The organism is Streptomyces sp. NBC_01551, from assembly GCF_026339935.1.
Lineage (GTDB): Bacteria > Actinomycetota > Actinomycetes > Streptomycetales > Streptomycetaceae > Streptomyces.
This window is the reverse complement of record NZ_JAPEPX010000001.1, coordinates 6,169,935-6,182,310: the sequence shown is the minus strand read 5'-3', so window position 1 is coordinate 6,182,310 and position 12,376 is coordinate 6,169,935. Positions and strand designations below refer to the sequence as shown.

The 12,376-nt window shown below is 72.9% G+C and carries 11 protein-coding genes; 5 read left to right on the top strand and 6 right to left on the bottom strand.

Features of this window, described 5'->3' with window-relative positions:
• Nucleotides 1-106: 106 nt before the first annotated feature.
• The 3 genes from OG982_RS27815 to OG982_RS27805 all read right to left on the bottom strand — a co-directional run bounded on the left by OG982_RS27815 (nucleotide 107) and on the right by OG982_RS27805 (nucleotide 3,844).
• Nucleotides 107-2,275, bottom strand: coding sequence for an EAL domain-containing protein (locus OG982_RS27815; RefSeq protein WP_323139301.1), 2,169 nt, complete (start codon nucleotides 2,273-2,275; stop codon nucleotides 107-109).
• 14 nt (nucleotides 2,276-2,289) lie between these two features.
• Nucleotides 2,290-3,120, bottom strand: coding sequence for an SAM-dependent methyltransferase (locus tag OG982_RS27810; protein ID WP_266949580.1), 831 nt, complete (start codon nucleotides 3,118-3,120; stop codon nucleotides 2,290-2,292).
• A 586-nt stretch (nucleotides 3,121-3,706) separates the two neighbouring features.
• Complete coding sequence (locus tag OG982_RS27805; RefSeq protein ID WP_266949579.1) at nucleotides 3,707-3,844, bottom strand: hypothetical protein; 138 nt, start codon at nucleotides 3,842-3,844, stop codon at nucleotides 3,707-3,709.
• A 184-nt stretch (nucleotides 3,845-4,028) separates the two neighbouring features.
• On the opposite strand from OG982_RS27805, the gene OG982_RS27800 reads away from it, so the two are divergent.
• The 3 genes from OG982_RS27800 to OG982_RS27790 all read left to right on the top strand — a co-directional run bounded on the left by OG982_RS27800 (nucleotide 4,029) and on the right by OG982_RS27790 (nucleotide 5,772).
• Nucleotides 4,029-4,154 (top strand): hypothetical protein, encoded by a 126-nt coding sequence (locus OG982_RS27800; RefSeq protein WP_266949578.1) that lies wholly within the window; start codon nucleotides 4,029-4,031, stop codon nucleotides 4,152-4,154.
• A gap of 52 nt (nucleotides 4,155-4,206) precedes the next feature.
• On the top strand, nucleotides 4,207-4,977 hold the full coding sequence (locus tag OG982_RS27795; protein WP_266782222.1) for a DUF4239 domain-containing protein: 771 nt from the start codon (nucleotides 4,207-4,209) through the stop codon (nucleotides 4,975-4,977).
• A 192-nt stretch (nucleotides 4,978-5,169) separates the two neighbouring features.
• Nucleotides 5,170-5,772 carry a hypothetical protein gene (locus OG982_RS27790; protein WP_266782224.1) on the top strand — a complete coding sequence of 201 codons (603 nt, stop codon included), beginning with the start codon at nucleotides 5,170-5,172 and terminating at the stop codon, nucleotides 5,770-5,772.
• Nucleotides 5,773-5,851: 79 nt separating this feature from the next.
• Here the strand turns inward: OG982_RS27790 and OG982_RS27785 are convergent, their stop codons facing one another.
• Nucleotides 5,852-6,415, bottom strand: a complete 564-nt coding sequence (locus OG982_RS27785) for a hypothetical protein (protein ID WP_266782226.1) — start codon at nucleotides 6,413-6,415, stop codon at nucleotides 5,852-5,854.
• 352 nt (nucleotides 6,416-6,767) lie between these two features.
• Here OG982_RS27785 and OG982_RS27780 point away from each other — a divergent pair, with 352 nt between their 5' ends.
• Nucleotides 6,768-7,433 (top strand): class F sortase, encoded by a 666-nt coding sequence (locus OG982_RS27780; RefSeq protein ID WP_266782228.1) that lies wholly within the window; start codon nucleotides 6,768-6,770, stop codon nucleotides 7,431-7,433.
• 66 nt (nucleotides 7,434-7,499) lie between these two features.
• Here the strand turns inward: OG982_RS27780 and OG982_RS27775 are convergent, their stop codons facing one another.
• Both OG982_RS27775 and lysX read right to left on the bottom strand, forming a co-directional pair.
• Nucleotides 7,500-8,438, bottom strand: a complete 939-nt coding sequence (locus OG982_RS27775; protein ID WP_266949576.1) for a polysaccharide deacetylase family protein — start codon at nucleotides 8,436-8,438, stop codon at nucleotides 7,500-7,502.
• A 70-nt stretch (nucleotides 8,439-8,508) separates the two neighbouring features.
• Nucleotides 8,509-11,811: a bifunctional lysylphosphatidylglycerol synthetase/lysine--tRNA ligase LysX gene (gene lysX, locus OG982_RS27770; RefSeq protein WP_266949574.1), complete on the bottom strand. Its 3,303-nt coding sequence runs from the start codon at nucleotides 11,809-11,811 to the stop codon at nucleotides 8,509-8,511.
• 60 nt (nucleotides 11,812-11,871) lie between these two features.
• Here lysX and OG982_RS27765 point away from each other — a divergent pair, with 60 nt between their 5' ends.
• Entirely contained in the window at nucleotides 11,872-12,333 is a 462-nt protein-coding gene (locus OG982_RS27765; protein ID WP_266949572.1) for a universal stress protein, read from the top strand.
• Nucleotides 12,334-12,376: the final 43 nt, after the last annotated feature.

Genomic DNA, 12,376 nt, shown 5'->3' with positions numbered 1-12,376 from the left:
CCCGCCCCTCCCCGGGTTGAGGCGACCCAGGCCGATGTGACGCGGGCCGACCTGACCCGGGCCAGCCCGGGAGGTGGCTGGCCCCGGGAGGTGGCCGGCCCCGCGTTCAGGGGGTGGGGACGGCGTCCGAGAGGGAGAGGGTGTGGATGCGGTCCGGTGCCCCCGGGCGGGCGTAGTACCAGCCCTGGGCGGTGTCACAGCCCAGGGCGCGGAGCTGGGCCGCCTGGGCGCCGGTCTCCACGCCCTCGACCGTGACGGCGAGTTCGAGACTGTGGGCCAGGGCGACGATGCCCTCCACGATCTTGACGTCGACGGGGTCGGCCGGCTGCTGCTGCATCCCCCGGGTGAAGGAGCGGTCCAGTTTCAGGACGCTCACCGGGAGGCGTCGCAGGTTGGCCAGGTTCGAGTAGCCGGTGCCGAAGTCGTCGAGCGCGATGTCCACGCCGAGCGCGGCGAGCCGGCGCAGCGGTTCCAGGAGTTCGTCGTCCGCGCCTATCAGGGCCGACTCGGTGACCTCCAGGCACAGCGCGCCGGGGGCCAGGCCCGAGTTCTCGAGCACCGCCAGGGTGTCGGCGACCAGGCCGGGGTGGTGCAGTTGGGTCGGCGAGAGGTTGACGTTGATCCGCAGGGCGGAGCCGCCGTGCTGGCGCTGCCAGTTGCGGGCCTGGCGGACCGCCTCCTCCAGGACCCAGCGGCCGAGCGGCACGATCAGTCCGGTCCGTTCGGCGAGCGGGATGAAGCGGTCCGGGCCGAGCACCCCGTACTGCGGGTGGGACCAGCGGACGAGGGCCTCCGCGCCGTGCACGCTGCCGTCGTGCATGTGCACCAGCGGCTGGTACTCGATGAAGAACTCGCCGCGTTCCAGCGCCGCGGGCAGGGCGTTGGTCAGGCCGTGCCGGGTGATGGCCCGGGCGTCGGCCTCCGCGTCGGCGAACTCGAAGCGGTTGCCGCCGGCCGCCTTGGCCCGGTACATCGTGATGTCGGCGCTGCGCAGCACCTCCGCCGGGGTGCGCACCCCGGCCGGGCCCTCGACGATGCCGATGCTGCCCCGGACCGTCAGCTCCCGGCCGTCCAGTCGGATGGGGGTGGACAGCGCCGACAGGATGCGGACCGCCAGCTCGGTGGCCTTCTCGTCCGTGTCGGTTCCGGTGGTCAGCGCCACGAACTCGTCGCCGCCGAGCCGGGCGACCACCTCGCCGGGGCCGGTCGCGCAGCTCTGCAGCCGGTCCGCGACCTCCACCAGCAGCCGGTCGCCCGCCGAGTGGCCGAGGCTGTCGTTGACGGCCTTGAACCCGTCGAGGTCCAGGTAGCACAAGCCGAAGTGGCTGCCGCCCGCTCCGCCCAGGGCCTTCTCCAGGCGTTCGAAGAACAGCGTCCGGTTGGGAAGGCCTGTCAGCGCGTCGTGCGTGGCCTCGTAGCGGAGCCGGAGGTTCAGCAGTCGGCGCTCGGTGGTGTCCTCCATCAGGGCCAGCTGGTACTGCGGCCGGCCCTCGGCGTCGCGCAGGAGCGAGACCGTCAGGTTGGTCCAGAGCACGGTGCCGTCGTGCCGGTAGTACGGCTTCTCCACGCGGTAGTGCTCGCGCTCCCCGCGTACGAGTTCCGCGTACATCTGCCAGACGTGCGGGGTGTCGTCGGGGTGGCCCCACTCGCTGACGTTGCGGCTGCGGACGTGGCCGTCGAGGCCGCCGAACATCTGGAGCAGGGTGTCGTTGACCTCCAGGACGTTGCCGTCCAGGTCGGCGATGCCGATGCCGATGGCCGCGCCCTCGAAGACGGCGCGGAAGCGCGCCTCGCTGGCGTGCAGCGCCTGCTGGGCGTCGGTGCGCGCGGTCAGGGCGGAGCGGGCGATCGCCTCCTGCTCCCGCAGGGTGCGCTCGCGCAGGGCCCGGGCGAAGCCCGCCGCGATGCCGTGCTGGAGCCGGGCGCACCGGGAGCGGTACTCCTCGGTGCCCTCGGCGTCGGAGCCGTTCGGCCCGCAGTACAGCACCAGGTACGACTCGACCACGCCGAGGGTGCCGGCCAGCGCCTCCGGGTCGGTGCAGTGCACGGCGACGAGTCCGGCGCCGACGCGCTGGGCGACGGAGGCGTCGAAGGGCCGGGCGTGCAGGGCGTCGACGAGCGTCCGGGTGAGCGGAACCAGGTGGAGTTCGAACTCGGGCCGGGTCAGGGAGGTCGCCGTGACGGGGAAGATGGCCCGTCCCCAGATGGTGGCGAACCTTCCGATCCGGTCCTCCAGCGCGCAATCCTGGTCGGGGGTCGGCGTGCCGGGAGGCACCGCGGCCGAGAGTCTCACGCCTTGCGCCCCACACCACCGAAGCCGGAGAAGGCGTACGGGTCTTCCGCCGCCTCACTGTCCGCCGGGTCCTCGGCGCCGTCGGGCCGCCAGTTCGGCATGGCCACGACCCCGGGGGCGACCAGCTCGAACCCGTCGAAGAACCGGGTGATCTCCTCGCCGCTGCGCATGACGAGCGGGTTGCGGATGTCCCGGTAGACGCCGACGGTGCCGGCCGCGACCTCCTGGGCCAGCGGGATCCCCTGGTAGGAGGCGTGGGTGAGGACCAGCAGGCTGCCCGGGGCGAGCGCGTCGCGGAGCTCGGCGACGGCGGCGTAGGGGTCGTCCGAGTCCTCCAGGAAGTGCAGGACGGCGACGAGCAGCAGGGCGACCGGGCGGCCGAGGTCCAGGAGTCCGGCGACCTCGGGGGCGGCCAAGATGTCCTGCGGCTTGCGCAGGTCGGCGGCGACGATGTCGGCGTGCTCGTCTCCGGCCAGGACGGCGCGGCTGTGCGCGACGGCGACCGGGTCGTGGTCGACGTAGACCACGCGGGCCTCGGGGCTGGCGGCCCGCGCGATCTCGTGGACGTTGCCGAAGGTGGGGATGCCGGAGCCGATGTCGAGGAACTGGGTGACGCCTTGGTCCACGGCGTAGCGGACGGCGCGGCGCATGAATGCCCGGTTCGCCTGCATGATCTTGGGGAGGCCCGGCATGAATTCCATGGCGCGCCGGGCGGCCTGGCGGTCGACCTCGAAATTGTGGGAGCCGCCCAGGTAGTAATCGTAGATACGGGACACGCTCGGCACCGATATGTCGATGCCTGGCGGGGCCCAGGCGGGGCGCTCCATCGGGGTCTCCAAGCCGTAGTGTTTCCGTGGTCCGGGCGGGTCGGACTCCGGTCGGACTCCTGTCCGAGCCGAATGTACTGATCATTGACCAACGGAGCGAGCCAAAGCGGAAATTGGCGATCCGTTCTTGGTCACACATCAAAGGCACGTTCGGCACCCCGCACGCCGTATGAGCGAATCCGACACATCCCGTTTGTGGATTGACCGACCCGTGACCAAACCCCGTCGAAGACTGGCTCAAACCCATAGGGTCCCAACTCCGCCCGTTCAGGCGAACCGGAGCCGAGCCGAGGGTGCGCGGGCGCGCGCGGACCCATGCTCCCCGGGTGAACAGAGCCTGTACCCGGCGCCTGCTGGCGGTCCCGGTCCTGCTGTGGGCGGCGCTCGCCGCCTCGCCGGCGGTGGCTGACAGCTGCGCCTACGCGACGATCGACTCCGGTGACGGAACGGCCGCCGTCAGGGTGTTCGCGGCCGCCGGCAGCGGCGGGGGCGGAGCCGGCCGGGGTGGCGGACATCACGGTGGCGGCCACGGAAACGGTCATGGAAACGGCCACGGCGGCGGTCACGGCGGAGGCCATCACGGCGGTCACCACTGCCCGCCGCCGCCTCCCCCGCCCTGTCCGCCGAAGCCGACGCCGACGCCGACGCCCACAGCGCCGAAGCCCACCCCCACCCCGAAACCGACGCCGCCGAAGCCCACGCCGAAACCGACTCCGCCGCCCAAGCCGACGCCACCTCCGGCGCCCCCGCCCAAGCCGGCGCCGAAGCCCACGCCGAAGCCGCCTGCACCGGCCCGGCCGAAGCCGGCCCCGGCCCCGCCGCGCGTCCACAAGGCCCCGGCGCCGCCACCACCCGCACCGCAGCCGCCCCCGCCCCCCGCGGCGACCCCGCCGCCACCGCCCAAGCCGGTGGCCCGCCCGTCGTACCGCGCGCCGGCCCGCAAGCCGGTCGAGCACCACATCTCACCCGTGACCTTCACCTTGCTGACCTCGGCTCCCGCGGTGCTCGCGATCGTCGCGCTGCGCCCGCGCTAGCCCCGCCGCCTGCCCACCGGTCAGCGACCGTCGGATCCGTTTTGGAGTGACCTTGTCGGAGTGGCTCGTCCTGTCCCTCGCGATGGCCGCGGCCTGCGCCGTCGTACTGTCCATCGCCTTCTTCAACCACCGGCGGATCGGCGAGGACGACGATCCGAACGAAACCCCGGACGTCATCGAGTACATGACGATGATGATCGGGGTGATCTACGCGATCGTGCTGGGCCTGGCGATCGCGGGCGTCTGGGAGGGCCGCGGCGCCGCCCAGGAGTACGTGCGCCAGGAGGCACAGGCCCTGCACGAGATCTCCGTCCGCTCCGAGGTCTATCCGGCCGAGGTCCGCAAGAAGATCCGGGCCGACGTCGACGCGTACGTGACGCACGTGGTGCGCACGGAGTGGACGGAGATGGCGGAGAGCGGCAACCTCACGGACCGGGGCGGGGAGCTGCTGGAACGTATCCGCCGCGATGTCACGGACTACGACCCGCAGACCGATCACGAGGGGCAGGCCTACCAGCCCCTGGTCGACCAGGTCGCGGCGGTGGACGACGCCCGCAGCGCCCGCGGTCTGGGCGCGGGGGCGACGATGCCGGGGGTGGTCTGGTTCGGGCTGATCGCGGGGGCGCTGGTGACGGTGGGCCTGATCTTCACCCTGCAGATCAGGCGGTCCTTCCGGGAGCTGCTGCTGGCGGGCCTGTTCAGTGCGCTGATCGCGTTCTTGCTGTTCCTGATCTGGGACTTCGACGCGCCGTTCGGCCGGGGCATCTCGGCCACCGCCGAGCCCTTCCTCGCCCAGTTCCCGCATCTGGGCCTCGGCGACTGAGCCTCGGCCGGCGGTGCGCCAAACCGGGGGCGGGCCTCCCGTCCCCGGTTCGGCCTACGGGCATGCCCCATTCGCCCGTTCCTGATCGCGGGTCACCGGACCCGCACCTAGCGTGGCGGACATCGAGGCGCACGACCTCCCACGTGCGGAAACCGTTCCGCGGCTGCTCCTCGGGGATCCGGAGAATCAACCATGGGTGCGATACGCAGCTCCGCCACAGCCCTGCTGAGCGCCGGCGCCACGGGCGCCGCCCTGGCGCTCGGCGCTCTCGGCGTGCCCGCCGCGACCGCGGCCGAGGCGCAGCCGATCACCTCGTTCGGCTTCACGATCACCCCCTCCACGGTGGCCCCGGGCGGCCAGACGGTCCTTGCCGTCAGCGGCTGCAACGCCGCCTACTCCACGGCCTCCTCCGGGATCTTCGACACCGTGAGCATCGCGCGCGGACAGACCGCACGGGTGACCGTCGACCGGGACGCCCGGCGCGGAGCCGTGTACTCCGTCTCCTTCACCTGCAACGGCGAGACCGGCTCGGCCGACCTCACCATCGCCGGCGGCACCGCCGCGCCCACCACCAGCTCCACGGTCGGCGTCTCCCGCAACTCCACGACCGGGCCCACGCGCAGCGCCGCCCCGGCGGCCTCCGGGAGTGCCTCACTGGGTGTGCGCGGCGGGCTCGGCGGCAGCGTGGCCGGCATGGACCCCCTGGAACTCGGCGCGGGCGCCGCGTTCTTCCTCGCCGCGGCCGCCACCACGGCGTTCGTGGTGCGGCGGCGCGGCACCGGCCGCGGCCATTGAGCGCAATCGCCGGTCGCCCCGAGCCCCGGCCAGGACTCGGGGCGACCGGCGGTTTCCGGGGCCCGGGGAGGTCGGCCGGTCAGCCGGTGGCACCGGACGGGCGACGACGGCGCATCACGTGGATGCCCGCGCCCAGGGCCGCCGTACCGACGAGGCCCGCGCCGATGGCGGTCTCGGCGGCGGACGGGCCGATGGATCCGCCGATGCCGCCCTGGGCGCCGTTGCCCCGCAGGATCGTGAAGCGGTGGGTGGCGACCAGGCTGTTGTCGTGGCACTTGACGGACAGCGTGTGATTGCCGGGCGAGGCGTGGTTGAAGATCCGCACCGTCGCGAACCCGATGGAGCCGGCGGACAGGTTCGTCTGCGGAAAGTTGCCGTGCGACCAGACGGTGCCGCCGTGGCCGCAGCCCGCGGCGCTGACCTGCATGGTGGCGCCCTGGTGCACGGAGTACGGGTTGACCGTGACGTTGCTGGGCCCGTTGCCGGAGCCGTTCCCGCCGCGGCCGGGGGCCGGTGGGGGGCCGCCCTGGGCGCCCACGCCCGGCGGGGGCCCGCCCGCCGCGTCGGCGGTGGCGAGGGGAGTACTGAGGCCGACGGCGGCGCAGGCCGCCGCGGCCACGGCGAGGGCGCGAAGAACACGCATGGTGGAACCTCCAACGGGAAGCGCCCCGGAGCGGTCGCCCGGGAAGATCGACGAGAACGCCTCCCACGTCGAACCCTCAGGGGGCCTCGCAACCGGCGCATGTCCGGCTTTGGGCCGCCCGGTTGAGCGACACGCCGAAGCGCGTCCGCGTGTCCTGACGGATCCGCAGGTCACGACCCGTCAGGCATTTATGTGACGAATACCTGGATGGGCGCACCCCAACCGGGCGCACCACCCGTTCGCCCCTCCCCGATCGCCGGACCGACCGCACGCCCTTAACGTGCGGGAGGAAGGGCGTACTGGGGTGGGACTGGAACGCGGGTCGGGACCCCCGCGTCGGGAAGGGAGAGCCATGACCGAGGACGAGGGCGAGCAGAAACCGAGAAGACGCTCCCCCTGGGGTGTGCTCGCGCTGGTCATGCTCAGCGGCCTCGCCATGATGCGCAACGGGGCGACGGCGGAGGACGGACCGCCGCAGCCGGCCGCGGCGGCGGCGGTCGCGGTGAGCTCCGATCAGCTGCCGGTGAATCCGCCCGAGCCGCCGCAGGACATGGAGGTGCTGGAGCACTCGTCGGTGCAGCGCGTGCGGATCCCGGCGATCCGGGTGGACGCGCCGGTGATGACCGTCGGGCTGGACGCGCAGGGCTGGATCGACGCCCCGCCGCCGCAGGACCCGAATCTGGCGGGCTGGTACCTCAACGGCATCTCGCCGGGGCAGCGCGGCTCGGCGGTGATCGTGGGCCACGTGGACAACGCGCAGGGCCCGGCGGTCTTCTACGGGCTGGGCTCGCTGCGCAAGGGCAACCACATCGAGGTGGAGCGGTACGACGGGCGCACGGCGGTGTTCGAGGTGTACGGGGTGGAGGTCTTCTCGAAGGAGTCCTTCCCCGGAGCCCGGGTGTACGGGGACACCGGGCACCCCGAACTCCGGGTGATCACGTGTGGCGGCGGCTATTCGAAGGCGAAGGGCTACGACGGCAACGTGGTGGTCTTCGCCCGCATGGTGCAGGCCCGCTGAGACCCGCCGAGGCCCGCGGGGGCCTCGGGTGAAACGGCACGGGCCGCCCCGCCGGGGAACGTCTCCTCAGCGGGGCGGCAGCGTCGGCAGGGTCATCCGGTAGCCCCGCCCGATCAGTTGGGGCAGGTACGTGCTGAGCGCCTGGACGCTCTGCGAGCGGTTGCCGCCCGCGTCGTGGTTCAGCACGATCACGCCGGGCCCGGCGCCCTTGAGGACCCGGGAGACGATGGTGGGGGTGCCGGGCTCCTTCCAGTCCAGGGTGTCCACGGTCCAGGCGAGCGGCTCCATGCCCAGTTCGGCGCCGATCTCGAACGCGGCCCGGTTCCACGCCCCGTACGGCGCCCGGAACCACAGCGGGGCCTCTCCGATGGTCTGGTGTACGACGTCGCTCGTGCGGCCGATCTCGGAGGCGAGGGCGGGCCGGCTGAGCTTGGGGATGAGCGGGTGCGTCCAGGTGTGGTTGCCGATGACATGGCCCTCGGCGACCATCCGGCGCAGCAGGTCCCGGTGTTCGGTGGCCATCTCCCCGCAGACGAAGAACATGGCGCGCACCCCGTACCGGGCGAGGGTGTCGAGGATGGCCGGCGTGTAGCGGGGGTCGGGGCCGTCGTCGAAGGTGAGGGTCATGGCGCTGGCCGGGGAGGTCCCGGCCGGCAGTTCCAGGATGGGCCGGGTGCGGACGGCGGGTTTCGCCGCGGCGGGGCGGACGGGGGCCTCGGAGGTCATGGGCTGCAGCCGGTACGCCGTGCGGGGTGGGCCCTGGAGGCTCAGCGCGGGCGCTCCGCCCGCTCCCGCCGCTCCCCCTCCCGGCCCGGCGGCCTCCGCGGCTCCGGCGCCGCCCGCGACTGCGGGTACGCCGGGCGCGCCGGGTACGCCGGTCGTCCCAGCCGTGCCGGGCCCGCCGGTCTCGCCCCCGGAGAGCAGTCCCGAGGCGGCGGCGACTCCGAGGAAGACGGCGGTCCGCAGGAGCACGCGCCGCCCTACTGTCGGTTCGTCGTTTTTCATTATTACTACGTATCAACGACATCCCCGCGGATGTCGAGAGGCGCGGACGCACCTTCTCCCCCTCACCCGTTCAGCCGCGCCTCACCAGCGGGAACGGAAGCGTCTCGCGGATCGTCAGACCCGTGAGGAACATGACCAGCCGGTCGACGCCGATGCCCAGGCCGCCGGTCGGCGGCATGGCGTACTCCAGCGCGTCCAGGAAGTCGTTGTCGAGCTCCATCGCCTCCGGGTCGCCGCCCGCCGCCAGCAGCGACTGCGCGGTGAGTCGGCGCCGCTGCTCGACCGGATCGGTGAGCTCCGAGTAAGCGGTGCCCAGTTCGGTGCCGAAGGCCACCAGGTCCCAGCGCTCGGCGAGCCGCGGGTCCTTGCGGTGCTGCCGGGTCAGCGGGGACACGTCCGTGGGGAAGTCCTTGTAGAAGGTGGGCAGCTTGGTCTTCTCCTCGACCAGCCGCTCGTACATCTCCAGCACCACGTCACCGCGGGTGTCCTCGGGCGCGTGCGGCACGCCCGCCCGGTCGCACAGCCGCCGCAGCACCGGTTCCGCGGTGTCGGCGTCGACCTCCTCGCCGAGGGCCTCGCCGATCGCCCCGTACATCGTCTTGACCGGCCAGATGCCGGAGATGTCGTGGACGACGAGCTTGCCGTCGGGGCCGGCCTTGTGGGCGATCGGCGAGCCGAAGGCGGCGGTGGCCGCGCCCTGGATCAGCTCCCGCGTCAGGTCGAGCATCACGTCGTAGTCGGCGAAGGCCTGGTAGGCCTCCAGCATCGTGAACTCGGGGTTGTGCTTGTAGGAGACGCCCTCGTTGCGGAAGGTGCGGCCCATCTCGAAGACCTTCTCCATGCCGCCGACGCACAGCCGCTTGAGGTACAGCTCGGGGGCGATGCGCAGGTAGAGGTCGAGGTCGTAGGCGTTGATGTGGGTGCGGAACGGCCGGGCGTTGGCCCCGCCGTGGATCTGCTGGAGCATCGGGGTCTCGACCTCCAGGTAGCCGCGGTCCAGCAGCCCCTGGCGCAGTGCCTGCACGGCCGCCGAGCGGGCCCGTACGACGTCCCGTGCCTCGGGGCTCGCGACCAGGTCGAGGTAGCGGCGCCGGACCCGGGCCTCCGGGTCGGCGAGGCCCTTGCGTTTGTCCGGGAGCGGGCGCAGGCACTTGCCGGTGAGCTGCCAGGAGCGGACCACGACGGACAGTTCGCCGCTCTTGCCGGCGCCGACCTCCCCGCGCACGAGCACGTGGTCGCCGAAGTCGACCTGGGAGGTGAAGGAGTCCAGTACGGCGGCGCCCGACTCGTCGCGGGTGAGCATCAGCTGCGCGTCGCCGGACCAGTCGCGCAGGACGGCGAAGACGACGCCGCCGAGGTCCCGTACGACCATCACCCGCCCGGCGAGGGTGACCTCCTCGCCGGTCCGGGCGCCCGGCGGGTGCACCGGGTGGGCGGCTTTGAGCTGCGCCACGGTGTGGGTGCGCTGCGGGATGCCGACGGGGTACGGGTCGGTGCCGGCGGCCCGGATCCGCTCCAGCTTGTCGTGCCGGACCCGGACCTGATCGGGCAGCCGCTCGGCCGGTACCCCTTCCCCCTCCTGCGCCACGAGGTCCAGTCCGAGGGAGTCGATGGAGGGCAGCCCCTCGGTGGTGACGGGTGCGGTGAGACCCTTGGCGTGGCCCTTGCCCCAGAGCTTGCGCATGCTGGGTACGGAGACGAAGCCCTCGGCGATGCCGGAGGCGAGGCTGACCCGGGCGAGCGAGCCGGCGTCCTGGTAGCAGAGGAAGCGCGGGTACCACTCGGGGCCGTACTTGACGTTCGAGCGGTACAGGGCCTCCAGCTGCCACCAGCGGGAGAAGAACAGCAGCAGCCGGCGCCACAGCTTGAGGACGGGGCCGGCGCCGATCCGGCCGCCCTCCTCGAAGGCGGAGCGGAACACGGCGAAGTTGAGGGAGATCCGGCGCACGCCCAGGCCGGGGGCGGCGGCGCAGAGCTGGGCGACCATGAATTCCATGACCCCGTTGGGGGCGGCGCGGTCACGCCGCATCAGGTCGAGGGAGATGCCGTCCTTGCCCCAGGGGACGAAGGACAGCAGGGCGATCAGCGTGCCTTTGTCATCGAAGGCCTCGACCAGCAGGCAGTCCCCGTCGGCGGGATCACCGAGCCGGTCCAGGGCCATGGAGAAGCCGCGTTCGGTCTCGGTGTCGCGCCAGGTGTCGGCCCGGTCGACGATGTGCCGCATCTCCTCGTCGGTGAGGGTGCTGTGGCGGCGGATGACAGTGGTGGCGCCGGCCCGCTTGACCCGGTTGACGGCCTGACGGGTGACGCGCATGTCGCGGCCGTCGAGGTCGAAGTGGGCCACGTGCAGGATCGCCTCGTCGCCGAGTTGGAGGGCGCCGAGCCCGGAGCGGGCGTACGCGGTGGCTCCTTCCTCGGAGGCGCCCATGACGGCGGGCTGCCAGCCGTAGCGGCGGGCAACGGCCAGCCAGGCGTCGATGGCCGGCGTCCAGGCGGCCGGGTCGCCGACGGGGTCGCCGCTGGCCAGGCAGACCCCGGCCTCGACGCGGTAGGTGACGCCGGCCTTGCCGTTGGGGGCGAAGACGACGGCCTTGTCGCGGCGGGTCGCGAAGTAGCCGAGGGAGTCGCCGCGGCCGTAGGCGCCGAGCAGGGCGCGGATGCGGGGTTCCTCGTCGCCGTGCAGGGCGGCGGTCAGCCGCTGGGACCGGAAGAGGGTGGCGGCGGCGTTCAGCAGGGCGAGGGCGCCGAAGAGGCCGCACAGGAAGGACAGCGGGCGGGGCGGGCGGCCGTCGAACTCGCGGTCCGAGAAGAGACCGCCGAAGACTTCCTTGGCGGCCCAGTCCAGCCACTGCCCCTTGGGCAGGGTGCCGGGGAACAGCGCGACCAGGGCCCAGCCGAGGAACACGGCGGCGAGCAGGCCGAGACCGAGGACGAGCAGGGCCCGCCAGAGGGCGCCGGGGCGGGAGGCGGCGTAGAACTCGGCGCGGGCGGCGATCAGGATGACGAGGGCCGCCACCGAGATGGCCATGGAGGGGAAGCCGACCCAGTAGTCCCCGTCGGCGATGATCAGGACGTCGACCAGGATCAGCAGGGCCAGATAGGTGACGACGATCCACCAGGCGACCTTCTTGCAGGCGGCGAGGGCGGCGGCGAGCAGGAAGAGGAACACGGCGTACGCGAGGTTCGCGCTGACCGGGACGGTGTACAGGTCGAGGAAGCGGACGACGTGGCGCAGCAGCCGCCGCAGGGCCGGGGAGACCGACAGCAGGACGCAGAGGACGCCGAGGGCGGCGAAGAACGTGCCGAACGCGTCGGGCACCCGGTTCAGGAAGCGGTTCCTCGTTCCGCGCGTCTGCTCCACGGTCACACTCATGGTTCGCACTGTAGGGAGGGCGGCGTCGGTCCGCGCGCCGAGCCGGATAGCCTCGCGGGTGTGACGGAGCATGTGAACACGGGGTTCGAACGCGGTACGGACGGCCCGAAGGTGATCCTCGCCGGGATCGACGGGTCGGAGTCCTCGCTGCGGGCGGCGGCGTACGCGGCGGGGCTGGCGCGGCGGCAGAACGCGCTGCTGGCTCTGGTGTACGTCCAGCCGGTGATGGCGGCCGGGGCCTCGCTGGGCGCGCCCGTGGCGGGAGCCACGGAGGAGATCGCGGCGGGGATCGTGACGGAGATCCGCGAGGCGGCGGAGCGGCTCAAGGGCATCTTCGACGTCCGCTGGGAGTTCCACACCTTCCGCGGAGATCCGTACGCCGGGCTGGTGAGCGCGGCGGAGGAACTGACCGCGGACGCGGTCGTGGTGGGCGCCTCGGAGCAGGCCGGGCACCGGATCGTGGGCTCGGTGGCGGTCCGCCTGGTCAAGGCGGGCCGCTGGCCGGTGACGGTGGTGCCGTAGGGGGCCGACGTGCCGAACGGGTCGCGGGCGGGCCTCCACCCGC

Bases quoted from the DNA above. Each gene is read 5' to 3' on its own strand.
- OG982_RS27810 (WP_266949580.1), bottom strand. From the start codon at position 3,120: ATGGAGCGCCCCGCCTGGGCCCCGCCAGGCATCGACATATCGGTGCCG.
- OG982_RS27790 (WP_266782224.1), top strand. From the start codon at position 5,170: ATGGGTGCGATACGCAGCTCCGCCACAGCCCTGCTGAGCGCCGGCGCC.
- OG982_RS27785 (WP_266782226.1), bottom strand. From the start codon at position 6,415: ATGCGTGTTCTTCGCGCCCTCGCCGTGGCCGCGGCGGCCTGCGCCGCC.
- OG982_RS27780 (WP_266782228.1), top strand. From the start codon at position 6,768: ATGACCGAGGACGAGGGCGAGCAGAAACCGAGAAGACGCTCCCCCTGG.
- OG982_RS27775 (WP_266949576.1), bottom strand. From the start codon at position 8,438: ATGAAAAACGACGAACCGACAGTAGGGCGGCGCGTGCTCCTGCGGACC.
- lysX (WP_266949574.1), bottom strand. From the start codon at position 11,811: ATGAGTGTGACCGTGGAGCAGACGCGCGGAACGAGGAACCGCTTCCTG.